31 protein-coding genes are annotated in these 22,237 nt (G+C 55.7%); 25 read left to right on the top strand and 6 right to left on the bottom strand.

Annotated elements, in window-relative coordinates; all coding sequences use genetic code 11:
* Positions 1-39 precede the first annotated feature (39 nt).
* The 12 genes from ACZ5PA_RS01510 (at position 40) to ACZ5PA_RS01455 (ending at position 6,449) form a co-directional block, all read left to right on the top strand.
* Positions 40-516, top strand: coding sequence for a 30S ribosomal protein S19e (locus ACZ5PA_RS01510; protein WP_464930532.1), 477 nt, complete (start codon positions 40-42; stop codon positions 514-516).
* Positions 516-848 (top strand): DNA-binding protein, encoded by a 333-nt coding sequence (locus tag ACZ5PA_RS01505; protein WP_464930531.1) that lies wholly within the window; start codon positions 516-518, stop codon positions 846-848. Before ACZ5PA_RS01510 ends, ACZ5PA_RS01505 begins: the two co-directional genes overlap by 1 nt.
* 38 nt (positions 849-886) lie before the next feature.
* Entirely contained in the window at positions 887-1,042 is a 156-nt protein-coding gene (locus ACZ5PA_RS01500) for a 50S ribosomal protein L39e (RefSeq protein WP_464930530.1), read from the top strand.
* Between the two features lie 23 nt (positions 1,043-1,065).
* Positions 1,066-1,341 carry a 50S ribosomal protein L31e gene (locus ACZ5PA_RS01495; protein ID WP_464930529.1) on the top strand — a complete coding sequence of 92 codons (276 nt, stop codon included), beginning with the start codon at positions 1,066-1,068 and terminating at the stop codon, positions 1,339-1,341.
* Positions 1,341-1,691, top strand: coding sequence for a hypothetical protein (locus tag ACZ5PA_RS01490; RefSeq protein ID WP_464930528.1), 351 nt, complete (start codon positions 1,341-1,343; stop codon positions 1,689-1,691). Before ACZ5PA_RS01495 ends, ACZ5PA_RS01490 begins: the two co-directional genes overlap by 1 nt.
* Positions 1,692-1,717: 26 nt before the next feature.
* On the top strand, positions 1,718-2,938 hold the full coding sequence (locus tag ACZ5PA_RS01485; protein WP_464930527.1) for a helicase C-terminal domain-containing protein: 1,221 nt from the start codon (positions 1,718-1,720) through the stop codon (positions 2,936-2,938).
* Positions 2,938-3,834, top strand: a complete 897-nt coding sequence (locus ACZ5PA_RS01480; protein WP_464930526.1) for an ATP-binding protein — start codon at positions 2,938-2,940, stop codon at positions 3,832-3,834. The genes ACZ5PA_RS01485 and ACZ5PA_RS01480 overlap by 1 nt, the downstream gene beginning before the upstream one ends.
* A 238-nt stretch (positions 3,835-4,072) precedes the next feature.
* Positions 4,073-4,435: a DNA-binding protein gene (locus ACZ5PA_RS01475; protein ID WP_464930525.1), complete on the top strand. Its 363-nt coding sequence runs from the start codon at positions 4,073-4,075 to the stop codon at positions 4,433-4,435.
* A 31-nt stretch (positions 4,436-4,466) separates the two neighbouring features.
* Positions 4,467-5,429 carry a M48 family metallopeptidase gene (locus tag ACZ5PA_RS01470; protein ID WP_464930524.1) on the top strand — a complete coding sequence of 321 codons (963 nt, stop codon included), beginning with the start codon at positions 4,467-4,469 and terminating at the stop codon, positions 5,427-5,429.
* A complete protein-coding gene (locus tag ACZ5PA_RS01465) occupies positions 5,408-5,800 on the top strand; it encodes a hypothetical protein (RefSeq protein ID WP_464930523.1) in 393 nt (130 codons plus the stop codon). Before ACZ5PA_RS01470 ends, ACZ5PA_RS01465 begins: the two co-directional genes overlap by 22 nt.
* A gap of 24 nt (positions 5,801-5,824) precedes the next feature.
* Positions 5,825-6,001 (top strand): FYVE zinc finger domain-containing protein, encoded by a 177-nt coding sequence (locus ACZ5PA_RS01460; protein ID WP_464930522.1) that lies wholly within the window; start codon positions 5,825-5,827, stop codon positions 5,999-6,001.
* Positions 5,973-6,449: a hypothetical protein gene (locus ACZ5PA_RS01455; protein WP_464930521.1), complete on the top strand. Its 477-nt coding sequence runs from the start codon at positions 5,973-5,975 to the stop codon at positions 6,447-6,449. The genes ACZ5PA_RS01460 and ACZ5PA_RS01455 overlap by 29 nt, the downstream gene beginning before the upstream one ends.
* Positions 6,450-6,468: 19 nt before the next feature.
* Here the strand turns inward: ACZ5PA_RS01455 and ACZ5PA_RS01450 are convergent, their stop codons facing one another.
* Positions 6,469-7,542 (bottom strand): sugar phosphate nucleotidyltransferase, encoded by a 1,074-nt coding sequence (locus ACZ5PA_RS01450; RefSeq protein WP_464930520.1) that lies wholly within the window; start codon positions 7,540-7,542, stop codon positions 6,469-6,471.
* Positions 7,542-8,234 (bottom strand): hypothetical protein, encoded by a 693-nt coding sequence (locus ACZ5PA_RS01445; protein WP_464930519.1) that lies wholly within the window; start codon positions 8,232-8,234, stop codon positions 7,542-7,544. Before ACZ5PA_RS01445 ends, ACZ5PA_RS01450 begins: the two co-directional genes overlap by 1 nt.
* Before the next feature lie 68 nt (positions 8,235-8,302).
* Between ACZ5PA_RS01445 and ACZ5PA_RS01440 the strand changes: the two genes are divergently transcribed.
* From ACZ5PA_RS01440 to spt4, 6 genes are read left to right on the top strand one after another with little or no spacing between them, the layout of a single operon-like run.
* Positions 8,303-8,524, top strand: coding sequence for a hypothetical protein (locus tag ACZ5PA_RS01440; RefSeq protein WP_464930518.1), 222 nt, complete (start codon positions 8,303-8,305; stop codon positions 8,522-8,524).
* A gap of 21 nt (positions 8,525-8,545) precedes the next feature.
* On the top strand, positions 8,546-9,019 hold the full coding sequence (locus tag ACZ5PA_RS01435) for an HIT family protein (protein WP_464930517.1): 474 nt from the start codon (positions 8,546-8,548) through the stop codon (positions 9,017-9,019).
* The gene (locus tag ACZ5PA_RS01430; RefSeq protein ID WP_464930516.1) at positions 9,010-10,056 is read left to right on the top strand and encodes an ATP-binding protein; all 1,047 of its coding nucleotides are present in this window, start codon (positions 9,010-9,012) and stop codon (positions 10,054-10,056) included. Before ACZ5PA_RS01435 ends, ACZ5PA_RS01430 begins: the two co-directional genes overlap by 10 nt.
* The gene (locus tag ACZ5PA_RS01425) at positions 10,053-10,394 is read left to right on the top strand and encodes a PIN domain-containing protein (RefSeq protein ID WP_464930515.1); all 342 of its coding nucleotides are present in this window, start codon (positions 10,053-10,055) and stop codon (positions 10,392-10,394) included. Before ACZ5PA_RS01430 ends, ACZ5PA_RS01425 begins: the two co-directional genes overlap by 4 nt.
* 37 nt (positions 10,395-10,431) lie before the next feature.
* Positions 10,432-11,001 (top strand): DNA-directed RNA polymerase, encoded by a 570-nt coding sequence (locus tag ACZ5PA_RS01420; RefSeq protein ID WP_464930514.1) that lies wholly within the window; start codon positions 10,432-10,434, stop codon positions 10,999-11,001.
* A complete protein-coding gene (gene spt4, locus ACZ5PA_RS01415) occupies positions 10,998-11,222 on the top strand; it encodes a transcription elongation factor subunit Spt4 (protein WP_464930513.1) in 225 nt (74 codons plus the stop codon). Before ACZ5PA_RS01420 ends, spt4 begins: the two co-directional genes overlap by 4 nt.
* Here spt4 and ACZ5PA_RS01410 read toward each other — a convergent pair.
* On the bottom strand, positions 11,195-11,605 hold the full coding sequence (locus ACZ5PA_RS01410) for a hypothetical protein (protein ID WP_464930512.1): 411 nt from the start codon (positions 11,603-11,605) through the stop codon (positions 11,195-11,197). The genes spt4 and ACZ5PA_RS01410 overlap by 28 nt on opposite strands.
* Positions 11,606-11,649: 44 nt before the next feature.
* Here ACZ5PA_RS01410 and glmS point away from each other — a divergent pair, with 44 nt between their 5' ends.
* Genes glmS through ACZ5PA_RS01395 form a run of 3 tightly spaced genes read left to right on the top strand, consistent with a single transcriptional unit; the run spans position 11,650 to position 15,478 of the window.
* Entirely contained in the window at positions 11,650-13,455 is a 1,806-nt protein-coding gene (glmS, locus tag ACZ5PA_RS01405) for a glutamine--fructose-6-phosphate transaminase (isomerizing) (RefSeq protein ID WP_464930511.1), read from the top strand.
* 2 nt (positions 13,456-13,457) lie between these two features.
* Positions 13,458-14,537, top strand: coding sequence for an NDP-sugar synthase (locus ACZ5PA_RS01400; RefSeq protein ID WP_464930510.1), 1,080 nt, complete (start codon positions 13,458-13,460; stop codon positions 14,535-14,537).
* Entirely contained in the window at positions 14,534-15,478 is a 945-nt protein-coding gene (locus ACZ5PA_RS01395) for an acyl-CoA thioesterase (RefSeq protein ID WP_464930509.1), read from the top strand. The genes ACZ5PA_RS01400 and ACZ5PA_RS01395 overlap by 4 nt, the downstream gene beginning before the upstream one ends.
* On the opposite strand, the gene deoC is transcribed toward ACZ5PA_RS01395, so the two are convergent.
* Positions 15,471-16,139: a deoxyribose-phosphate aldolase gene (gene deoC, locus ACZ5PA_RS01390; RefSeq protein WP_464930508.1), complete on the bottom strand. Its 669-nt coding sequence runs from the start codon at positions 16,137-16,139 to the stop codon at positions 15,471-15,473. The two genes, ACZ5PA_RS01395 and deoC, sit on opposite strands and share 8 nt — an antisense overlap.
* Before the next feature lie 42 nt (positions 16,140-16,181).
* Here deoC and ACZ5PA_RS01385 point away from each other — a divergent pair, with 42 nt between their 5' ends.
* From ACZ5PA_RS01385 to ACZ5PA_RS01370, 4 genes are read left to right on the top strand one after another with little or no spacing between them, the layout of a single operon-like run.
* Positions 16,182-16,934: a hypothetical protein gene (locus tag ACZ5PA_RS01385; RefSeq protein WP_464930507.1), complete on the top strand. Its 753-nt coding sequence runs from the start codon at positions 16,182-16,184 to the stop codon at positions 16,932-16,934.
* Between the two features lie 39 nt (positions 16,935-16,973).
* On the top strand, positions 16,974-18,269 hold the full coding sequence (locus tag ACZ5PA_RS01380; protein ID WP_464931257.1) for a signal recognition particle protein Srp54: 1,296 nt from the start codon (positions 16,974-16,976) through the stop codon (positions 18,267-18,269).
* The gene (locus ACZ5PA_RS01375; RefSeq protein WP_464930506.1) at positions 18,266-18,748 is read left to right on the top strand and encodes an RNA methyltransferase; all 483 of its coding nucleotides are present in this window, start codon (positions 18,266-18,268) and stop codon (positions 18,746-18,748) included. Before ACZ5PA_RS01380 ends, ACZ5PA_RS01375 begins: the two co-directional genes overlap by 4 nt.
* Before the next feature lie 19 nt (positions 18,749-18,767).
* Positions 18,768-20,000 carry a tRNA pseudouridine(54/55) synthase Pus10 gene (locus ACZ5PA_RS01370; protein ID WP_464930505.1) on the top strand — a complete coding sequence of 411 codons (1,233 nt, stop codon included), beginning with the start codon at positions 18,768-18,770 and terminating at the stop codon, positions 19,998-20,000.
* 46 nt (positions 20,001-20,046) lie between these two features.
* Here ACZ5PA_RS01370 and ACZ5PA_RS01365 read toward each other — a convergent pair whose 3' ends face one another.
* Positions 20,047-20,682 carry a DUF981 family protein gene (locus ACZ5PA_RS01365; protein ID WP_464930504.1) on the bottom strand — a complete coding sequence of 212 codons (636 nt, stop codon included), beginning with the start codon at positions 20,680-20,682 and terminating at the stop codon, positions 20,047-20,049.
* Between the two features lie 125 nt (positions 20,683-20,807).
* Positions 20,808-22,220, bottom strand: a complete 1,413-nt coding sequence (gene thiI / locus ACZ5PA_RS01360) for a tRNA uracil 4-sulfurtransferase ThiI (RefSeq protein WP_464930503.1) — start codon at positions 22,218-22,220, stop codon at positions 20,808-20,810.
* Positions 22,221-22,237 lie beyond the last annotated feature (17 nt).

Below are 22,237 nucleotides of genomic sequence, written 5' to 3'. Positions count from 1 at the left end.
CGAGCGGAAAGCTTTTAATGGGGGCTTAAGGGCTCGGACGTGGTTTCGGTCAAGGACGTCCCCGCGGATCTGTTAATAAAGGAGCTGGCCAGCTACCTCAAGGCCAACGCGGCCCAAGTCAAGCCGCCAGTGTGGGCTATATACGTAAAGACGGGCGCCAACAAGGACAGGCCTCCCATGGACGAGGACTGGTGGTACATAAGAGCGGCCTCCGTGTTGAGGAGGCTGTATCTGGACGGCCCCGTGGGGCTCTCGCGGCTCCGCACGTATTACGGATATAGAGCTAAGGTGGGGCAGGGGGTAAGGAGCGAGAGGACCAGAAAGGCGGGCGGGGCTATCCTCAGGAAGATCTTGCACCAGTTGGAGCAAGCAGGCCTCGTCGCCAGGACCAAGCGGGGCAGAGTTCTGACGCCCGAGGGCAGATCGTTGCTCGACACCATTGCGACGAAAATAGCAAAGGACTTAGTTAAGGCTAGGCCGGAGCTCGCGAAGTACATCGCTCCGCCCAAGGAGTAATGGCCGTCGATGAGGGCAACGACGAGGAGCTAGAGAGGCTACGCGAGAAGAAGCTGAGGGAGCTCCAACGCGAGGCGGAGGAGCGCAGCAAGGCCCAGGAGCTGGCCGCCCAGAGGAGGTTGGCGCTCAAACGAATACTAACTCCCGAGGCGTTGGCCAGGCTGGACAATCTGCGCATAGTTAGGCCCGAGCTCGTCGAGGCTTTAGAGCAACAGCTCTTGGCCCTAGCCGCCAGCGGGCGGATAAAGCTGCCCATTTCAGACGAGGACTTAAAGCAGATATTGGCCCAGATCTACGAGAAGAGCAGGAAAGAGTACAGATTCCGCTTCTAGGAGGACAATCTTTAAAAGGGGCCCAGCCGCGGCACGACATGGCGAGGAACAAGGCCTTAGGCAAGAAGCTCAGATTGGCCGCCGCGCTAAACTCCAATAGAGATCCGCCCGTGTGGGTTAGGCTGAGGACCAAGAACAGGGTTACCAGATCCCCGGCCAGGCGCTACTGGAGGAGGGTCAAGCTCAAGGCTTAAAAAGACTCCTCCGACCAACGGCCATGTCAGAGGAGGCCAAGGTTGTCGCCACTAGGGAGTACAGAATAAGCCTAAAGAGGGCCTATTGGGCGGCCCGTACTAGGAGGGCTAAGAGGGCTATGCGCATAATTAAAGAATTTGTATCCCGTCATATGAAGACGGATTTGAAGAAAGTCAAAGTGGATCCGGCCGTTAACGTCGTCGTGTGGTCCAAGAGCAGGGAGAGGCCGCCGCGCTACATCGACGTGGTTGTCGAGAAGAGGCAGGACGGCACCGTCCTCGTTAAGCTCAAGCAGTGATGGATCCCCTCAAGGCGTTGCGGTACAAGTTCGTGAGGTACTGCGTCAATAGGGCTTATGTAAACATAGACCTATCGAGCAAATCCGCCGAGTTCGTCAACTTCCTAGACGACGTAGTGGAGGAGTTGAGGGATCTCGAGCACGTCATAGCGGAGGATCTAGACAAGGCCGAGCAAGTGCTGGTCGGCGAGTTCATGGAGAAGTTCCGCCAGCTCAAGGATAGGGATCGGGAGGTGGCCAAGGCGTTTTTCTCGAACATACTTAAGAACTGCCTAGAGCTCGAGGAGATCTCGGAGAGCAAACTGGGCGGAGTCATAAGGCGGCTGCTCGACGAGGTCGAGAGGGCTTAGTTGCTCTTAAACCTGCCTCCTATTGCGTGAGGGTATTGCTCCAAGCGCCGCCCGGCTACGGCAAGAGCAGAAAGCTGGTCAAATTAGCTGTCGAATCGGGGAGGAGGACCTTGTTCTTCGTGCGCTCCCACGCTGAGGCCTTCCAAGTCTACTCCTACGCGGCCTCATACGGCGGCTCCGCCGCCTTGATGTTCGGCCGATCTGCTCTGTGTAAATTCGGGGCGAGGACCTCCGCCGAGTGTCTAGAGTTACGCGAGAGGGGCGTGTGCAAGGCGAAGTACAAGTACTTGGACAAGGCGTTTGCGAGGATCGAGGATATATACGAAGCGGGCGTCTGCCCCTACGAGTACCTACAAGCCGTTGGGCGTCAGAGCAAAATCGCCGTGCTCCCTTTGTCGTATCTAGAGAGCCAAGAGTACTTGTCCTCGATATTGGACGTTATACACGATACGGAGCTCGTCGTAGTCGACGAGGCTCACAACTTATTGCTCCACGACCTATATGCCGAGAACGAGGCGCCATCGAAGTATATATGCGATGAGGAGACGAGGCGTTGTTTATTGATGCCGATAGTGGGCAAGTTGTTGGACAACAAGGACGTGTTGATGGCCAGCGCGTCGATAACTGAGCCGTTTTCCGATATATTTATCAATTTCCTAAATATAAAATATATAAATAAGGATAATATATTTTTTGATAATTTAATAATAGATATATATCCAATAAAAATACGATATATAAATAGAAAAAAGAAATATATATACGAATACATAAAAAATATAATAATTTCAATTTTTAATAATTATGATAAAATTATTGTTTTCTTCCCAAATAAAGATATATATGAATATTATAAGTTAAAATTAAAAGACTTGCCGACATCAGATAGGCCGTTGGGCGACTTGCCGCACGTAGCCTTGACCTATTTCGGCAGCTCCCTATCGGAGGGGCTCAACTTGGACGTAGACGCCGCCGTCCTCGTCGGCTTCCCCCTGCCCGACGTCAAGGACGCGTGGTTGAGGGCGAAGGCCCGGTTATTGGAGCGCTCCGGGTTCGACGGGTATAAATACGTCTTTCTATTCACGGCGGTGAGCAACGCGGTGCAGGCCATGGGCAGAGCGATGCGAGATCTGGAGAGGAGGGAGAAGTACATAGCCGCCGTCGACGACAGGTTCTGGAAGTACAGATGGGCGATGCCCAAGTGGTTCAACAAGCTCGTCGTGTTGAGGGAGACCCCTAGGAGGTGATGGACTTGCTACTGCTCTCGCTCCTCGCGCTGGCGGCCATCGCGTACGCGCACAGAGACGACGAGGTGTTCGTGGGCATAGGCTCCAACGGGCTCTCCAGCGTGCCTCTAGATAAACACATAACGATATTGGGACCCACTAGGTCCGGCAAGACCACGTTGGCGCGGAGGATAGCTAAGAGGAGCAAGAAGAGGGCGCTCGTCTTGGACTGGAACGGCGAATACGACATAGGCCTCAGAGTGCCTGCTTCTAGGATAAAAATTGGCGTTTCTAATATAAATAAGAAAATATTAGTAGAGTTAATAGGTTTATCTCTTAATTTAAATGAGCCTTCTATTTATTTTATGTATAGATCACTTAGAGATCAAAAAATAGAGCGGCTCGAGGACCTAATAAGGGGCATCGACGCGTATTTAACAACTACTAAGAGCGAGACCGAGATGAAGGCCGCGGTGCTCCGCAGACTCGAGTACATAGCGGATGTCTTAAGCGGGGGCGACATACCCTTGGAGGCGCTTATTAGGTCGAAGAGGAATCTAGCGATTGACCTATCTAACCTCTCCTTAGTCGAGGAGAAGATACTCGTCTCATCGATGATCTTAACATATATATATAACTTATTTAGGAAAAAAGAAATTACAAAAGATATTAAACTTTTAATAATAATAGATGAAGCACAAAATTTATTGAATTTAGTTATAATAAAACATATAATTACGGAAATGGCGAAATACGGAATTAGATGCATCCTCGTAACCAACGCCTTGCCGCCTGGCGACATACTCTCACATACTAATATTATTATAGTAAAACCTCATATATCTTTTAATTTAGGAATAAATTATAAATCAATTATTATTAATGATAAGATAATAAGAATATATAAATTTTTATAAATGAACAGAGACGAGGAGTTCGAGGAAATATTGAGGAAAGTGACCGCGGCTTTGCGACATATTGGGGTCGATATCGACGAACTGGAGCCATGTGTCATCTATTTAAAATATCTTAATCATAAATTAACATATATAGAAAGAGTTCTATATAGTTTACAAGAGAAAATTATATTTATTGAAAATATCTGCAGAAAGAATAGAAAAGAAACGCATAAATAATAGGCACATTCCAATACTTATGGAAGGCTTTCGTACAATTTACAAGTATTCAGAAAAACTCGATTCGTATATAATTAAAAAAATCACAATTAAATTTTTGCAAGACCAAGCAAGAAATGCTAAGGGAAATTTAATAACATTTCGTCCATCTAAAATAGCACAAGACCTTAGCATATACACCAGGAAGGACATACGCGCCAAGACTGTCATAATAAGAGGTTTCCTCGACGAGCTGGTCCACAGAGGTTATATAGCTGTAATAAAGCGAAGCGCCAGGGGCAAAGTCTACGGCCTCTACCGCTCCGGCAAGCTCTGGGATTTGCTCGAGAAGTACGAAACCGATAAGATCCTAGAAATATTGGAGTCCGAGAAGATTCAATAAAGCGGATTTATTACTCGCCCGCGCCCTTTTTGTGGAGGCCAGGAGGGGCTTCGGCAAGACCGAGGGGCCAGCCGACGTCCTCCTAGATCCGAGGAAGTTGAGAGAGTTGAGGGAGCGGGCCGCCTATTTGTCACGACTAAAAGAGTTGATAACCGATAGCCGCTATAACGTTGCGATAATAGGCGCGTGGAGCTCCGGCGAGTTGGTGGAGCCTCCTGAGATGAAGATAAGCGGCGCGTTGGTGTTCCTACCCTTTATTCTGAGCGTGCCGGCGGCTCTACTTGCGCATATGTTCTTGTTACAAATAGCGACCGGCGTATCGGCTATAGTGGGCAGTTATACTTTAATATATTTTTACCTCAAAAGAAAATGTGTAAAAATCGATTTTATAACTATAATAAAAACAAAATATAATGATATAGAATTTTTAAGAAAAAATAAGAAAAAAGTTCTGGAAGACCCGAGCTTGTTGGGCGAATACGAGGCGTACCACATCCGCGCGAAAGGCCTATGTGTGGTGAGAGACCGCGCCGCCAACGCCATGTCCTTCGAGTTCCCGTTCGGGAACCTCGTGGTGGTGACCACGGGGCTCCTCGCCAAGTTGACGCCGGAGGAGTTCGAGGCGGCGCTCAAACACGAAGAGGGGCACCTAAGACTTCACCATATGTATAAGATCTTGGCCTTTTTGATAAGTGAATTTATACTGAGATCTTATTTGATCCATTATGTATACTCTAATATATCATTATATTTACTTGGAATACATCTAATAGGAGCGTCGTTGATGTATACATCGCTCATTAGGCTCTACGAGTACGAGGCCGATAAATACGCTAGGTCGAGGCGGTTAGCATCGGCGTTGCTCAAAGTGGGGTGGAACGAGGTCGTCGATGAGGTATTATATCCGGCCTACTCGAGGCTCAAGTTCTTAGTTAAGACCCACCCTAATACGTTGGACCGGGTGTTGAGGATATGGATGTCGTCAGGGATTTAGCAAAAGCCGTGAGGGATTTGGACAGAGCATCGAGCCGCTACGACGACGAGGAGCTGAGGGACGCCGTTAGGCGCGTCATGGAGGAGCTGGGTGTAATGGTGGGCGTATTGGGGAGGTTGGCGGCAGTGTACGAGGAGCTGGAGACGTTGGTCAAAGGCGTTCTGAGGCTCGACTCAGCCGCCATCCCCGAGATCGAGCTGGAGGACGGAGAGAAGATAACGGCGTTTATAGGCAGATGCAGAGAGGCGGGCGTCGATCACAACAAGGTCCTAGCCTATCTGCTCGGCACAGGCAAGGCGAGGCTGGAGGCCGAAGGCGACGAAGTGCGTCTTAGGATAGTCAAGGAGGGGCAAAGGCTGATCAATGTTTAAATAGGGCGGTCTGAGGGGGCGTTCGTGGTATATCCGGTCAAGACCTTGATGATAGGGCGTTGTAGTAGGTGCGGCCGAAGGCTCTACCTCTACGAGGACAGATACCTCTGCAAGAAGACGGGTCATTTGTTCTGCGACGTCTGCGCGAGGAAGCTCCAGTACAAGTGCCCTGATGGAGTCGACCCGCTCGAGAGGCTATAAGGGGCCTCTCCTCTCCGTAGTGGTGAGCCCCTTCGTCAAATCCATATCCATTATCGGCAAGGGGTCGGCCTTCTTGCTGCAGTACCACCACGAGACCAGGAGCTTCTACTCGGCCTTCGTGGGCAAGGGGCGCGAGGAGCGCCTAGTCGACGAGGACGTGGTGAGGGCCGGGAGGATCTTGGCCAAGCTCATGTCGTTAATAGGCAAGGCCACTAGATCAAGGTACTACTCCTTCACGGGCCAGGTCCAAGTTGAGGAACGGCGCATCGTCTATAGGCCCTACGTATCGCCGACGACTACCGCCAGGATATACATAGAGGGCAACAAAATAGCGGCGGACGTAGGCGATGTTTTTAGGAAGAAGATCAGGACTAGAGTAGACGTGGAGAAGGCCCTACGCGCTATTTTGAGCAGACTCGATGATGAGGCCAGGCTGGCGGATAGGTGAGCGCGGTTAAAAGCGCTGATTATGGCAGAGTCGCGCCGTCGTCCACGTCCTCGACGACTTCTCTATTAGGCCCTATAGCCGCGTTGCGTCCCACCTTCACCTCGTCCTTCACGTATACGCCGTCTGCGATTATGGCGTCCACTATGCGCGTCCACCTCCCTATATAGCTCTCCTCGCCCACTACGCTGCCGGATATATACGAGCCGGGCTCCACGACTACAGACCTCATCAAGACGCTGTTCTTGACCCTGGAATACTTCCCTATCTTGACGCCGGAGCCCAAAACAGCATAGGGGCCTATGGAGGCCCCCTCGCCGATCTCGACGCCGTCGGCTACGTAGACAGGCGGAACCACCTCGGCTCCGCTCGCCTCCACGGGCTTGCCCCACTTCTTGAGCGCCGCGAAGTTCGCCTCGAGGTAATCGGCAGGGGTCCCTATATCGTGCCAAATCCCTTTATGTATATAGACGTATATATCGTGGCTCTCCAACAACGCGGGTATGAGGTCCTTCGCTATCTTCACCTCGCCCCTGCGCCTAGGTATAGCGCGTATGGCCTCGGGCTCCAACACGTAGATCCCCGCGTTCGCCAACCTGCTACCTTGAGGCGGCTCCTTGGGCTTCTCGACGAACTTCTTCAACCTCATCGATTCGTCCACGACCGCGATGCCGTATTTGCTCACGTTTTCAGGCGACACCTCGACGAACGCTATCGTCGCAACGCCGCCGCGTTTTTTGTGGAAGTCCACAACGGCTGAGTAGTCCACGTCGGTGAACACGTCGCCGTTCACCACGAGGATAGGCCCGTCTAGGCCCAACGTGTCCGCCACATACGCTATCGCGCCGCCGTCCCCCAAGGGCCTAGTCTCCTCTATCACCGTCGCCGCCCCGCTCCACCTCTTGCTCACGTGTTCTCTGATCATGTGGGCGAGGTATCGCGCCGATATGACCACCGGGGCTATCCCCCTCACGCCTTCGATTATCCAATCTATCAACGGTTTGTCCAATACCGGGAAGAGGGGCTTAGGCCTCGTGTAGCTGAGCGGCCTAAGCCTTGTCGCGAACCCACCTGCGAGGATCAAGACGCGGTCCATCAAACCCGCTGGGCCTCGTCGATATAAAGGTTCAGCTTTTCGAGAGGTCCGATAAATCTTTTCAATATATTTCCACTATATCCTCTAATTATTATAACAATATTACTTCTTTTTATTTGTATATTCATATATATCTTTACTAGTATATACTCGGTGCCGCGCCTCGCAACTACTTCTATTGGGAGCAACCCTAGCCTACACGAGCACGTGATGGACACCTCCCCGAAACTCCTCAACGCGTTGAGCGCCTCAACGACGGCCCTTACGTGGGCCTCGTCCGTGCGCGCCGCGTTCAAGTGGAGCAAGGATCCAGCCCTAGAGGCCCCTAAGGCCAAGGCCCCTGCACTGCCCCTGATCAACAACAACTTGTTCCAGACGTCGTCCCAACGCCCGAACTCCTTGTTCTTCACCGTCTGGAGGGCTACTCTGCCCTTGCGCAACTTCCTCACTCCGCCCGAGTCCAACAACTCCACGTCGCCGTCGACTGCCACGGCCTTCACGAGGGATGCGGAGTAGGAGGCGATAGCGACGTGGGATCTCACCTCGGCCTCGTCGGCCTTCAACTCGGCAACGCCGATTCCGCTTATATCTACCGGCATATCGTAATATCTGCCCCCCTCGACGTCGTACGCCACGAGCCTCTCCTCTCTGCGTCCTACGGCCAACACAATAGGCGTCTGCAACGTGATCATGCCGGAGTTGTCGTATACGCTTAAAACCGTAACCGTGGGCTAAAAATACGGCGTCTCTAAGCAATACTATGGACCTGAGGGCTATTGCCAAGTTGATATCGCTGAAGGCGACCGACTCCGCGGATCTAGACGACATATTGAGACAACACGGTCTGAGGCTCAGCTTCGACGAGAAGGTCCAGCTGGTCCACATGTTGTCGAGCGACTTCTTCGTGGTATACGACGTTCTCCTGGACAAGTTTATCCTAGTAAAACGCGTTGCCGAAAGCAGAGAGGCGCAGGCTATTTAAAGGAGTCAGTAGGGCGGCTGGGTGGGCGGATTCCGCATAGTCCTAACGCCGTGGAGGTACAAGTACATCACAGGCGGAGTCAAGGATTGTTTCTTCTGCGATTACGCTAAGAGGCCTGAGCTCGATCCCGACAACTTGGTCTTCTACAGAGGGCGCTACTCCTTCGGCGTTTTGAACAGATATCCGTACACGTGGGGGCACGTGATGGTCGCCCCGTATAGACACGTCGCTGATTTAGAGCAAATGAGCGATGAGGAGCTAGCCGGCCTCCTCAAAGAGGCCTACGCCGTGAAGAGGGCTGTGGCCGAAGTGGTCAAGTGCGACGAGATATTAATGGGCATAAACGTCGGGAAGGCCGCGGGCGCCGGCGTGGAGTCCCACTTACATATCCACATAATACCCACGTGTAAGGAGATCGATCCGGCCACGCCGCCCGAGGCCTTGGAGGCCATGTTGAGGCAATATAGAGACGAGCTGGCAAGGCTATGGAGCTGAGGAGGCTCTGCGCCTACAAGTTCAAGTCGCTGGACGGCTGCATCGACTTGAAGGGGTCCACGTTGATATACGGACCGCCCAACTCGGGCAAAACCGCCTACTTGGAGGCGCTCTCGATGTTGATGCAGAGCAGAGGCGAGCAGTGGATCTTGTTCGAGGGCCCTCTCTTGATAATACACGAGGCCGAGGACGTCCACCTAGGCGGCGATACGTCTATCCCCTTCACCGTGGAGGCGCATTGGCTACTTGACGATAAGGTCTACGGATACAGCTACACCTACGCCACAAAGGGGGGATACGTGGAACAAGCAGTGTACGAGGACTTCAAGCCGTTGTTGAGGATAAAGAAAAGCGGACAAAGAGGCGTCGTGGTCTACCCCGAGATAGGGGCGGAGCTCTGCACTGCCCCGTACGCCGTGTTGAACGAGGACGTTCTGATAGCTTGTTCCTCCGTAGACGACGAGAGGTTTAGAAGGGCCGAGAGGATCCTCATGGAGTTGAGGATAGGGCTGAAGGACTCCTTCTACTTCATCAGCGGGAGGAGGCTCGCCGCGTGGAAATACACTTACGAAACTCACGTGGATCTACTCCCGGCGACCAGCGTGGGGCCCGAGGGGCAGTACACTGCCCACCAGCTGTCGCGCATATTGTCCCAGCCTCAGTTCGAGCCCCTCCGCGATTACTTGTACAAGCTCCTCAAGACCGCCCGCATAGACGACGTCAGGGTGGGGCTCGTGTCCACTGGGAGGATCGCCATGTACGTGAAGGCCGGGGGCGTTTGGACCAACGCCTACAACGTGGGGAACTTCACCAAGGCAGTCCTGCCCGTGCTAGTACAGCTCGTGCTCTCCAACGAGAACAGCGTAGTGGCCGTAGACGACGTCGATCTCGCCGTGCCTGAAAGCTACGCCGAGGAGCTACTATCGGTTTATTTAGACGTGGCCAAGCTGAAAAAGCTACAGCTAGTTATGACGAGTAAGTCCGAGGCGTTCAAGAAGGCGTCGGAGAGGCTGGGCCTAACAGTCGTGGAGCTTTGAGAATCGTAATCGATACCTCGTCGCTTATATACCTCGTGGAGAAGCGGCTGGACCCCTCCATCCTCGCAGAGCATACGGTCTTCGTGGCGTACTCGGTGTTGGAGGAGCTACAGATATTGGCCAACAAGAAGAGGAGGGCCAGAGTGGCCCTCAAGCTCGTGCGGGCCTTGGCGCCCTTCGTGGCGGGCGGGGCGGAGCCCGCGGATAGGTCTATCTTAGCCGTCGCCGAACGTTACAAATGCGCCGTCCTCACCGGCGATTCCGAGGTGGTCAAGGAGGCCAAGAGGAGGGGGCTCGCGGTGTTGTTGTTCCACGACAGGGAGCTCGTGTCGCTCTAGGCGTTTTATTTTTATAAATAAGAGTTAGAGGCCAAGTATGCCTTTCCGCCTTATCGAGGCAGAGGACTACGTGAGGGTACATCCCTCGGAGTTCGGCAAATCGTTAGAGGACGTGGCCTTGGCCCAGCTGAGGGCTCGGTACGAGGGCAAGGTCTTCAGAGATCTGGGGTACGTTGTGGCCGTGCTGAACGCCAAGGTGTCCAGGGAGGGCGTTATACTTTTCGGCGATGGCTCCACGTACCACAAGGCCTTGTTCAACCTGCTCGCCTTCACGCCGCTGGACGGGGAGATAGTGCACGGGATCGTCGAGACGGTGCGCGAGATAGGCGTCATGGTGAGGATAGGGCCGGTCCTCGGGTTCATAAACAAAATACACTTGATGGAGGAGCCCAACGTGCTCTTCGACGCAAGCACCAAGAGCTTCATCGGCGAGAGGAGCAAGAGGAAGATAGGCGTAGGCGACGTAGTGAGGGCGCGCATAACCGGCGTGTCGTACGTGGCGCAGAAGGAGGGCGTCGACTTGGCCATGAGGATCACCATGACCATGCGAGGCCCTGCCTTGGGCAAGCTTGAGTGGCTTAAGGAGAAGAAGGCCAAGAAGGCATGAGCCGCGCGACGAGGAGGACTCTGGCGGGCTATAAGGCGTGTAAGAGTTGCAAGCTGATAGTGCCCGAGGGCGCCGCACAGTGCCCCAACTGCGGCTCCACGAGCTTCGCCAACAACTGGCGCGGCATGTTGGCCGTCCTAGACCCCGAGAAGTCGTGTTTGGCCAAGAGGCTCGGCATAACTAAGCCCGGCGTCTACGCCTTAGAGCTCGTGGAGGAGTGAGCCGATCGGCACCTCTTCTCGGCTTTTTTGACCATGTCGGCGAGCTTGAACAACTCGGCCCTATAGGCCTCCAGCTCGCGTAACAACAACTTGTAGTCCACATCGGGCAAGGAGACGTCGTCCCCCAGCGCGAGCCTCGCCAAGGCGGAGAGGGCGCCGCCGGATAGCTCCTCGTAGAACTCTACGAGCCTCCTTATCCTCGACTCGAAGATGTAGTAGTCGTTCAACAACTTGAGGACCTCTCCGGGGCCCACGAGCAAATTGCACTTATACGCGTCGAGGAGCTCCCTTATAGCCTCCGCGACGCTCCTCCCAACGGCCTTGACAAAAGTAGGGCTGTTCAGCTTGGACTCCAAGAGCGCGACGGCCTCCTCTAGCTCCACGCCCTCGCGGCGGTACTTTAATATATACCTTCACGTCTCTGTCCGTGTGCGGCATTTTCGGCATTACGTTGAGCTCCGAGACGACTATCGGCGCTCTTCTCCGCAGAGCCCTAGAAAGGCTGGAGTACAGAGGATACGACTCGGCCGGCATCGCCGTCGTGACGCCTCAAGGCGTCTTGATTAAAAAAGACGCGGGCAAGGTGGCCGAGGTCTCTAGCCGTTATGGCTTCGACCAAGTCAGGGGCGCCACCGGCGTGGCCCACACCAGATGGGCGACTCACGGCAAGCCCAACAAGATCAACGCGCACCCCCACAGCGATTGTTCCGGGGCCATAGCCGTCGTGCACAACGGGATAATCGAGAACTATGAGGAGTTGAAATCCGAGTTGGAGGCCAAGGGCCACGTCTTCAAGAGCGAGACAGACACGGAGGTCTTCGCGCACCTCATGGAGGAGTACGAGAGGAGCGGCCTAACGCCCTGGGAGGCTTTCAAGAAGGCCTTGTCCAGAATACGCGGCGCGTACGCCATAGCTGTCGTGGACTCCAGAGAGCCCGACAAAGTGTTCTTCGCGCGGAACTTATCCCCTCTGATAATCGGCGTCGGCGACGGCTTTAACCTAGTCGCCAGCGACATACCCACGGTGTTGGACCACACCAACAGGGTGATACCCTTAAGGGATGGAGAGTACGGCTACGTAACCCCCCGCTCGATCGTCGTGGAGCACGACGGGGTGCCTATAGACGTGAGCGACAGAGTACAGCTAATACCCTGGAGCGCCGACCAGGCGCTCAGAGGCGGATATCAGCACTTTATGCTAAAGGAGATACACGAACAGCCCGAGGCGCTCGCCTCGACCATAGCCGGGCTCGAGACGAGGCGCCTCGCCGAGGTGGGCGAGATGTTGTTGAACGCCAGGAGGATCTACGTGGTGGGGGCCGGCACGTCGTATTACGCCGGCTTGGTATTCCAGCTAGGCCTAGTCGAGTACAAGATGGCCGCTATTCCCATAATCTCGTCCGAATACTCGACGTATGAGGGGCTCTTCGACGTCGACGACGTCGCAATCGCCGTGTCGCAATCTGGCGAGACCATAGACACGATCAGAGCTGTCAGGGCCATGAGGGAGAGAGGCGTCAAGGTCGTGGCAGTGACCAACGTAGTCGCGAGCACGTTGGCCCGAGAGAGCGACGTTGTGCTGTACACCAGAGCAGGCCCCGAGATAGGCGTGGCCGCTACTAAGACCTTCACGACGCAAGTCGCCTTGCTCGCGGCGCTACACGCCCAAGTGGGGAAGCTCGTGGGGGCGGACGTGGAGCCGCGCGTGCAGAACCTGAGGAAGTTGCCGGAGGCGGTCAGGAAGTCAATAGAGTTGAATGAGGGTTCTGCCAAGGCCCTCGCCGAGAGGCTAAAAACCAGCGCGAGCGCCTACTACCTCAGCAGAGGGTTAGGCATGCCCGTGGCCCTCGAGGGGGCGTTGAAAATGAAGGAGATAGCGTATATACACGCAGAGGCCTACCCCGCCGGCGAGTCGAAACACGGCCCTATAGCGTTGGTCGAGAGCAAGTTCCCCGTGGTCTTCGTCTTCTCCGACCCGTCCTCGAAGGAGAAGCTCCTCAACAACGTCGCCGAGATGCAGGCCAGAGAGGCGTTGACAATAGGCGTAGTGCCGCGCGGCGACGACGTGGCGAAGAAGCTGAGGTACGTCCTGGAGGTCCCCCACTTAGACCCCTTGTTGAACTCGGCCTCGTTCGTCGTGCCGCTCCAGCTCTTGGCCTACTACACGGCCGTTGCGTTGGGCAGAGATCCCGATAGGCCTCGTAACTTGGCGAAGACCGTCACGGTGGAGTAGGCATGATCTTGCCGATAGTCGTCGCGAACGAGTACGACGAATTGTTCAAACCTTTAAGCGACGGCTACAAGGCCTTAGTTAGATTAGCCGGCAAGCCGTTGTACCGGCACATGGCCGACCTCGTGTCCCAGATATTCGGCAAGGCGTATGTGGCTATCAAGGGCGGAGTCGAGGATAGGTACAACGTGCTCGACGTCGAGGGCGGCTCGATATCGGACGCCGTGATGGCGGCCGGCGGCTTGTCGGCGATTGCCGATAGGCTGTTGATAGCCGACGGGGCCGTGATAACCGAGCTGGGCGCGATAAGGGCCCTCGTGGAGACCATGGCGTCCACCGGAGCCGACGGGGCCATTTTAGCTGTGCCGACTAGGAGGAGGGAGGAGGTGTTGGTGAGCATCTCGGGAGGTTACTTGGCCGGAGTGAGCGAGGAGGGCCAGCTCGCGTACGGCGGGATCATGTTAATACCCAACAAGGCCTCCAGGCTCTTCGAGGGGTCCTCGTTGCGCTCGGCCCTGGCCTCGATCGCGGCTGAGTTCAAGATAGGCGTGGCGGTGTGGGGAGGTAAATGGTTCAAGGTAGAGGAGCCGTTGGACCTCGTCGAGGCCTTGGAGCTCGTGATGCCGGAGGCCACCTACATATCAGCGGGCGCTAAGGTGAGCCCCACTGCGGTGATAGAGGGGCCGGTCCACGTGGAGGCAGGCGCCGAGATAGACCACTACGCCGTTATAAAGGGACCGGCCTATATCGGCGAGAACGCGTTCATCGGCGCACACGCCTTGGTCAGGAACTTCTCCGATGTAGAGGAGGGATCGGTGGTCGGGAGCAGCGCGGAGATAACCCACAGCCTAGTGGGCCCGCGGTCGACTATAGGGAGGGGCTCCTTTATATCGTACAGCGTAGTGGGCGAGGGGGCCGTCGTCGAGCCCGGCGTGCTCACCAAGTCGGTCTTGAGGGAGGGGAGGGAGAGGCTCAAGCCCATAGAGGTCAGAGGGCGCGAGCTGTACAAGCTGGGGGCGTTGATAGGCAAAGGCGCGCGTATTGAGGCGGGCAGCATCCTCAAGCCCGGCGAGGGCTTCATATGACGGCCATATCGGAGACCAAGGTGGAGGTTGTGAGGCTCGTCACGCCGCATTATATCAACCCGTTAGGGAACCTTTACGGCGGCTATATGCTCCAATGGCTAGTCGACGCTGGCACTATCGCGGCCATGAACTTCTCGGAGTCTAACGTCGTGCTCGGCTACCTCGACCGCATCCACTTCGTGACGCCCGTGCGCCTAGGCGATATAGTCAAGCTGAGGGCGTGGATAGTCCACGTCAGGAGGTCCAGCATGACGGCCTTAGTCGAGGCCTATGTCAGGAGGCAGGAGGGCCTCTCGTTGGCAACGATAGCGCGTATGATCTTCGTGAAGATAGGGCCCGACGATAGGCCGATCCCCGTCGGCAAGGGGCTCGAGGCGTTTAGTGATTGGGAGAAAAGGCTGCTCTCCCACTTCTCCAAATGGCGCGAGCAAGTCGAGGCCGAGCTGAGGCGCGAGCCCTCCGCCGACGACCTCCCCTTGGTGGGCCACATCCAAGTCATGCCCGAGGACGCCGTATATGGCGACTTGATGTACGGCGGTAGGTTGCTCTTCTATTTGGACCAAATGGGGGCGATAGCCGCGTTCAACTATAAGCCCGGCATATACGTCACCGCTAGCTTGAACTCTATAAACTTCAAAAGACCTATATATGTAGGCGATATAGTGGAGGTGCGCGGAGGCGTCGATTACGTGGGCCGCACGAGCCTCGAGGTTGTGTTCAAGATCACGGCGAAGGGGCTCAGGGGCAGGAGAGACGTGGCGAGCGGCTATTTCACATACGTCAACATGACTCAAGGAGCGCCTACTCCGATAGGTCAAGAGTTGCTCAAGGACCCCGGCGCGTTGAAGAGAAAAGAGGAGAATTTAGCTGAGGCCAAGGCCTTGAGGGCGATAGCTTACCGGGAGGACGCGCCGTCCTACGTCTCCATTTTGCCTACTTGAACGTATTAATTATATCGACGCCGTGGCTAGACCCTATTCTGTTCGCGCCCGCTTTTATCATCGCGATGGCTTGTTCCGCAGTCCTTATACCGCCCGCGGCCTTGACGCCGGCCCTATCGCCTATGGCCTTCCTGATGATCGCCACGTCCTCCACGGTCGCGCCCCGAGGGCCGTAGCCTGTGCTGGTCTTCACGAAATCCGCTCCGGAATCGACCGCCAAGAGCGACGCCTTTGCTATCTCGTCGGGCGTGAGATAGCCAGTTTCTATTATCACCTTGAGGATTCCCCCATAGTCGTGGACCACGGAGGCCACCGCCTTTATTTCCCTCGCCACTATTTCGTAGAGCCCCGCCTTGAAGGCCCCCACGTTCATGACCATGTCGATTTCGTCAGCTCCGTCGTTCAAAGCCGCCTCCGCCTCCTGTACCTTCAAGGAGGGCTTAGCGGCCCCGAAAGGGAACCCGACCACCGACATCACCTTCGCCTTGTTCCCCACTACGGCCTTGGCGTAGGACACGTAGAAGGGGTTGACCACTATCCCCCAGAAGCCGTACTCCAGCACCTCCTTGCAGTAGCGCTCCACGTCCTTAGGCGTGGCGGCCGGGTTCAGTATAGTGTGATCGATGAGCCTCGCCAGCTCCTCCTTAGTTTTGGGGACCATGAAGAATTAAACTTAATTAATATTCCAATAGAGCGGCTTTCTATGTTAGGTGAATTACTCGCGCAGCTCCTCGTCTTCGCGTTGGTGTACAACAACGCGCTAGTCGTCTTGGGCCCCTTCGCTTGGGGCGGCATAGCGCCGAGGAGGGCCCTCGTAATTGCGATAGTCTCCGAGGTTGCGGGGACTTTGCTATCGCCTATGCCCTCGCTAAGGTTCGAAAGCCCGCAGTATTTGGTAACGCTCTTGTTCTACGCCGTCTTTATAGCGGCGAAGATCTCGTTGCCTATCTCCATCTTCCTCTATTCGCTCAAGGGCCTGACCGTCGAATCCCTTGCGTTGTGGTTCGGGACGCCTGTCTTGGCCTTCGGGGCCGGCTACGTCGCCGGGAGGTCGTTTAGGCCGTCCCTCGCGATGGGCTATTCGACGTTGATCGCGACGACTTTTATGTTCGGCGCGAACAACATAGCCGTTGTCGCCAAGGACGTATACGTGATGGTGCCCATAGTCTTGGGCAATTACTTGGGGCTGGGCTTCTCCAGATGGATAGTTAAGCTGTACGCCTTCTCGTTCAGCGGCGCCGTGTCCGCCAGCGCCTCGGCGTCGTTGTTGGCGATCTTAGGCACCGCGTTCAAGGTGCCCATGTCCTTCACGTTGTTGGTGTACAGCACCCTGCTAGGCGCCGCCGCGTCGCGGAGGGTGAGGATAATCAAGATTTGGGACTTCATAAAGGCCTTGTCCTCCATCCTCTTGGCGATGTTGTTGGCGTATATAACTCTGTTAACATTAGGGAGATAGCTTTTATAACGAGGGCCCGAGGGCTTTGTGCGTCCGTTGATGGAGATATTCTCGAAGATTGTGGAGAAGATCAGAGGCGTTGACTACATCGACGAGCAGACGCTCTCCGAGATCTCGCGCGAGCTCCAGAGGTCGTTGTTGAAGGCCGACGTCCCCTTAGACCTCGTTAAGTCCTTCAGCGAGTCCGCGGTTAGGAGGATAAAGGAGGAGAGGCCTCCGCCTGGGGTACCCCTCAAGGACTTCTTGGTATACATAATATATCAAGAGCTCGTGAAGCTCCTAGGAGGCGAGGCGGAGCCCGATCTGAGGCTTCCCAAGAGGCCGTACATCCTTATGTTGCTCGGCGTAGAGGGCAGCGGCAAGACCACCACAGCCGCGAAGATAGCCCTCTTCTACATGAAGCGCGGGGCGAGAGTCGGCCTGATCGAGACGGACACCATCAGGCCGGCGGCCTACGACCAGCTCAAACAGCTCTCCGAGAAGATAGGGGCGCAGTTCTACGGCGAAAGAGAGGGGGGAGACGCCGTGGGGATAGCCAAACGGGGCTTGGAGAGGCTGAAGGGCGCGGACTTGATCATAATAGACACGGCCGGTCGGCACAAGAACGAGGAGGCGTTGTTGCAAGAGGTCAAGGCAATATACGAGGCGGTGAGGCCCGACGAGGTCATGCTCGTGGTAGACGCCACGGTGGGCCGCCAAGCCGCGGTCCAAGCAGAGGCGTTTATGAAGTACGTGCCCATACACAGCGTTGCGATAACTAAAATGGACAGCACCGCTAGAGGCGGAGGGGCGCTCGCCGCCATAGCCAAGACGGGGGCCAAGGTGAAATTCATCGGCGTAGGCGAGGGGGTGGAGGAGCTCGAGCCGTTTAGCCCCAGGAAGTTCGTGGCCAGAGTCCTCGGCATGGGCGACTTAGAGGCCTTAGTGGAGCGCGTTAAGGCCGTCTTAGAGGAGGAGGAAGTCCTGGAGGAATTAGAGAGCGGCCGCATGGACCTCTTTACATTCAAGAAGCAAATTGACGCCTTGTTGAAGCTGGGACCTCTCAGCAAGGTGTTCGAGCTACTCCCAGGCACGTTGGCCTCCAAGATAAGCGAGGAGCAGATCGAGCTTTCACAGAAGAACTTGAAGAAATGGCGCGCTATCCTCAGCTCAATGACCGTTGAGGAGTTGAAGGATCCCAGTATATTGAACGCCTCGAGGATCAGGCGTATAGCCATAGGCGCCGGCGTGACTCCTAAAGACGTCAAGGACATGTTAAGGGCGTACGAGTCCATGAAGAAGATGGCCAAAGTGCTAAGGCGCCAGTACAAGCTCCGCAACGTGCGCCTTAGATGAGGCGTTTCTTGTTGGTCACCTCCTCTAGGGCTTTTGAGGAGAGGCCCTACGTCCACGGCAAGGCCCTAGTGGCCGCTCTGCTCATCTCCAACGGCATAAGGAAAGACGCCGAGTTCGTGGCTTATTTTGCCGACATCGGCGTAGCCTTAAGGGTGTTGGGCAACGCCGTCAAGGCGTTGTTCCCCGACGAGGAGTCGTCGACGGGGTTGTTGAGGAAGGGGTTGAGGGGCGTCCGCCATCCCGGAGTTAAGCTGATCAAGGGGATTAAGCTAGAGGAGCTCGTGAAGAGGCCGTTGATAGACGGCGGTCGGGGGGCTTGTAGGCCTCCGGAGGATTTCACGTACGTGGCCTACATGGAGCCAGCGAAGCTAGAGGCCGACTGCGGCGTCGGCCTAGGCGATGCGGAGCCCCATCACCAATTCGCGGTGATGAACATAGAGGCCGACCGCGAGGCGCTCCGGCGACGAAGAGCTTTATAACCTCATCAGCGGCAACGACGTGGACCCCGTCGAGAAGGCCAAGGAGATATTACGCGCGTACCCGCTCTGCGATTCGTGCTTGGGCAGGTTGTTCGCCTCGATGGGATACGGCATAGAAAACGCCGAGAGGGGACGCGCCATTAAGACCTTGCTCCACATGAGGTTGATTTACGACTACAGAAACGGCGTCGATGTGTCGGAGGACCTCAAAGCGTTGGCGAGGGTACACGCGCCCACTCGGAGGTTCTTGGCGACAAACGGGATCAAGGTCGAGGAGGCGCCTTGTTACGTGTGCAGGGGCTTGTTGAGGGACGTGGAGAAGTACGCCGAGAGCGTCGCCGCGGCTTTGCTGCCTATAGACTTCAACACGTTCCAAGTAGGCTCGGTAATCCCCAAGGACGTCCTCGAGAGGGAGAGGGAGATTATGGCGAAATACGGGATTCAGACCGGCGAGTCCATTAAACACGAGATCAACAGAAGAATAGGGAGGCTCGTCGGCGAGGCGCTCAAGAAGCCCGCGAGCAAGGAGAGGCCGGACGTCGTGGCGACCGTGAACTTTGCCGATGGGTCCGTCAAGGTCTCCCGGAATCCTCTGCTCTTGATAGGCCGTTATCTGAAGCTGAGCCGAGTCGTGTCGCAAGGGAGGCTAGTCCCCGGCGCCGTCAAGGTGATGGAGGACCTCTTGGAGCCCATAAGGGCTAGGTTCGGCGGCAAGTCGTTGGTGCTCCACGCGGCGGGGCGGGAAGACGTCGATGTCAGGATGTTGGGCAACGGGAGGCCCGCGGTCATCGAGATAAAGGAGCCGGACAGATATAGGGGGGACCTCTCGGGACTGGCCGTCGATGGTGTGATCCTATCCCAGCTCAGCTACGGCACGAGGAACGACGTAAGGGAGCTGAAAGCCAAGGCGAAGACGAGCATAAAACTGTATAGAGCGTTGGCGCTCTCCGACAGACCCCTATCGAGGGATGATTTAGCCAAGTTGAAGGCGCTAGAGGGCGCCGTGGTCGTCCAGAGGACTCCCAGGCGCATAAAGAGGTTGAGCCCCAAGGCGAGGAGGAGGCGCATGGTCTACAACGTGGAGGCCCGCTTGGTCTCGGAGCGGGTGCTAGAGCTATTCATCAGATGCCAAGGAGGTCTATACGTCAAGGAGTTCATAAACGGAGACGGCGGACGCACGCAGCCCAGCGTGGCTGAGGCGTTGGGGACCTCGCTCGAGGTCGTGGAATTAGATGTGCTAGATGTGGAGTAGCGCTCTCGGCGAAAAATGGGAAAAAATTGGGGTTTATATGGACTCTTTAGTGGGCTCCGTACCAGGGCGTCCAAGCCTTCCAAGTCTTCGTATGAGCGAAGATCGCCTCGATGCCTATCAACAAGGCGATCAGGCCCGCTATGACTAACAACGCCATGAGGAGGTACGCGATGCCCTTGGCCGTTTTCTTATAGCTCAACAACGGGCTTAACAAGCCGGCTAGGCCTATCGCGAAGAACAATAAGCCAGCTAAAGGCGGCTCGTTAGTCAGTCCGTAAGCCCAGAGCACGAACGCATACACGAACGGCACTAATGATAAGGCCGCTATGCCCACTAGGGCGCCTCGCACATAGTAGATGCTCTCCTCGCCGACCACCTCAGCGCCGGCCTTGAGATTAACTAGGCCCAACAATAATAACGCGACGCCGAACAACGGCCACGCATCGGAGAAGAGCAGATTGTATGGGCCGGGGAACGGCCACGTGGCCGTGGCCCATAAGCCCGACGCCAAGGCGTAGACGCCCGTGGCGATGTAGAAATAGCCGAAGGACTTGTTGAACACTTGCTTCACGCCGACAGGCGCCTTGGAGACGAAGTTTAGGTAAAGCCAATATACTGTTGCCAACAACGTTGTGCCCAATACGTCGAGCCATAGATCTAGTGGGTCCATAAACAGCGGCATGTATACATAATTGTTGTAGCCTAAAAAGTCTTATTACATTTTTTTCATGTAATTACATAATAATAGAAAAATAGTCTAAAATTATAATTAAGATTTAAATATTATTATTATAGAAATAATTTAAATTATAATTTTAGACTATATGCCCTATAGCCGGATCTTCTAAGACGCTCGGCCACATCCGCGCTCAACGCGCCCTCGTAGCAGTAGAAGACATAGACTTTGTCCTTGCCGTGCTCCTCCACGAAGTCGAAGACCCTATCCAGCTCGACCCTTATTGCGCCCGGCAGATGCCATTTGGCATAGGCTTCTTGATCCCTTAAGTCCACCACTATCGCGCCGTCTGGCACTTTATCTATCACTAAATCGCTCGCGCTCGGCAGTATGGAGGCGATGGCCGATTTCAATTCGCTCTTTCTTATCGTCTTGATAGTCGCCAAGGCCGCCTCCACCGCGTCGTGGACGTATAGATCTATCGTCTCTATCTCGGCCTTGGAGGCCCATCTCCTAGGCTCCTTGGAGAATATACCGCAGTACTCGGGAACCGCCGCCGAGAGGTCGTACGTCCCGATCTTCTGGGCCATGCGCACTATGTCCTCTTTGTCTAGCCCTATCAAGGGCCTGAACACCGGCAAGTCGATCCCGCTCTCGACGGCCGCGAGCGCTTGGAGCGTCTGCGAGGATACTTGGCCCAAGGACTCGCCGGTCGCGAGGGCCTCGGCCTTCACTATTCTGGCCGCCTTCTCGGCCAACTTGTACAACGCCCTCTTGAAGGCGATGGACCAGAGGTGGTGGTCCACGCTTCGGCGTATCGCATCCGCTATAGGCGCACAATCGGCCACGAGGACCTTGGCGTCGTAGCCGTGGGCCCACTCCAACAACTTGTCCACAACCCTCAAGACAACGGCTTCCGTCAAGGAGCCGCCCAAGTTGCAGTACAACACGTCGACATAGGCGCCTCTGCGCATCATATACCACGCCGCCACGGGGGAGTCTATGCCGCCCGATACGAGCGCCAATATCTTGCCCTCGGAGCCCAGGGGGAGGCCGCCGGGCCCCTCGTAGATATCCGTATAGGAGTAGACCCTATTCCCCCTCACCTCGACGAAGAGCTCCACTTGGGGGCTCTCGAGGTCCACCTTTCCGCCGGCCTCGACCAACAACTCGCCCACCTTGGCGGCCACATCCCTCGACGTGAAGCCGTGGACGCCGACTCTGTGCGCCCTCACGGCGAACGTCCTGCCGTTGACGACCTCCCTCCAACGCCCAGCGACCTTGGCGGCGAGGTCCTCCAGCGAGGAGAAGACGTCCTCAGCCGCAGGGCTCGTCGATTTCACGCCGAATACCTTCGAGGCGGCCTCGGCCACGCACTTATCGTCGTCGGAGTATGCGAAGATGCGGCCCGGCTCCGTCCTGAACTTGAGCCTCCCGCATTTAGAAGTGGCGTCTCGCACGGATCTGATCAACAACGCCTCCATCTCCCTCCTCGTCCTTCCCCTCTTTATGGCCATCTCGGCGTATCTGATTATGACGACCACATAGGCTATAAGGGACG

It is taken from the genome of Thermoproteus thermophilus, assembly GCF_055392855.1.
This window is presented reverse-complemented; position numbering and strand designations above follow the sequence as displayed.

Bases quoted from the DNA above. Each gene is read 5' to 3' on its own strand.
- ACZ5PA_RS01505 (WP_464930531.1), top strand. From the start codon at position 516: ATGGCCGTCGATGAGGGCAACGACGAGGAGCTAGAGAGGCTACGCGAG.
- ACZ5PA_RS01500 (WP_464930530.1), top strand. From the start codon at position 887: ATGGCGAGGAACAAGGCCTTAGGCAAGAAGCTCAGATTGGCCGCCGCG.
- ACZ5PA_RS01495 (WP_464930529.1), top strand. From the start codon at position 1,066: ATGTCAGAGGAGGCCAAGGTTGTCGCCACTAGGGAGTACAGAATAAGC.
- ACZ5PA_RS01490 (WP_464930528.1), top strand. From the start codon at position 1,341: ATGGATCCCCTCAAGGCGTTGCGGTACAAGTTCGTGAGGTACTGCGTC.
- ACZ5PA_RS01480 (WP_464930526.1), top strand. From the start codon at position 2,938: ATGGACTTGCTACTGCTCTCGCTCCTCGCGCTGGCGGCCATCGCGTAC.
- ACZ5PA_RS01475 (WP_464930525.1), top strand. From the start codon at position 4,073: ATGGAAGGCTTTCGTACAATTTACAAGTATTCAGAAAAACTCGATTCG.
- ACZ5PA_RS01465 (WP_464930523.1), top strand. From the start codon at position 5,408: ATGGATGTCGTCAGGGATTTAGCAAAAGCCGTGAGGGATTTGGACAGA.
- ACZ5PA_RS01455 (WP_464930521.1), top strand. From the start codon at position 5,973: ATGGAGTCGACCCGCTCGAGAGGCTATAAGGGGCCTCTCCTCTCCGTA.
- ACZ5PA_RS01450 (WP_464930520.1), bottom strand. From the start codon at position 7,542: ATGGACCGCGTCTTGATCCTCGCAGGTGGGTTCGCGACAAGGCTTAGG.
- ACZ5PA_RS01445 (WP_464930519.1), bottom strand. From the start codon at position 8,234: ATGATCACGTTGCAGACGCCTATTGTGTTGGCCGTAGGACGCAGAGAG.
- ACZ5PA_RS01440 (WP_464930518.1), top strand. From the start codon at position 8,303: ATGGACCTGAGGGCTATTGCCAAGTTGATATCGCTGAAGGCGACCGAC.
- ACZ5PA_RS01430 (WP_464930516.1), top strand. From the start codon at position 9,010: ATGGAGCTGAGGAGGCTCTGCGCCTACAAGTTCAAGTCGCTGGACGGC.
- ACZ5PA_RS01420 (WP_464930514.1), top strand. From the start codon at position 10,432: ATGCCTTTCCGCCTTATCGAGGCAGAGGACTACGTGAGGGTACATCCC.
- spt4 (WP_464930513.1), top strand. From the start codon at position 10,998: ATGAGCCGCGCGACGAGGAGGACTCTGGCGGGCTATAAGGCGTGTAAG.
- ACZ5PA_RS01400 (WP_464930510.1), top strand. From the start codon at position 13,458: ATGATCTTGCCGATAGTCGTCGCGAACGAGTACGACGAATTGTTCAAA.
- ACZ5PA_RS01395 (WP_464930509.1), top strand. From the start codon at position 14,534: ATGACGGCCATATCGGAGACCAAGGTGGAGGTTGTGAGGCTCGTCACG.
- deoC (WP_464930508.1), bottom strand. From the start codon at position 16,139: ATGGTCCCCAAAACTAAGGAGGAGCTGGCGAGGCTCATCGATCACACT.
- ACZ5PA_RS01385 (WP_464930507.1), top strand. From the start codon at position 16,182: ATGTTAGGTGAATTACTCGCGCAGCTCCTCGTCTTCGCGTTGGTGTAC.
- ACZ5PA_RS01380 (WP_464931257.1), top strand. From the start codon at position 16,974: ATGGAGATATTCTCGAAGATTGTGGAGAAGATCAGAGGCGTTGACTAC.
- ACZ5PA_RS01375 (WP_464930506.1), top strand. From the start codon at position 18,266: ATGAGGCGTTTCTTGTTGGTCACCTCCTCTAGGGCTTTTGAGGAGAGG.
- ACZ5PA_RS01365 (WP_464930504.1), bottom strand. From the start codon at position 20,682: ATGCCGCTGTTTATGGACCCACTAGATCTATGGCTCGACGTATTGGGC.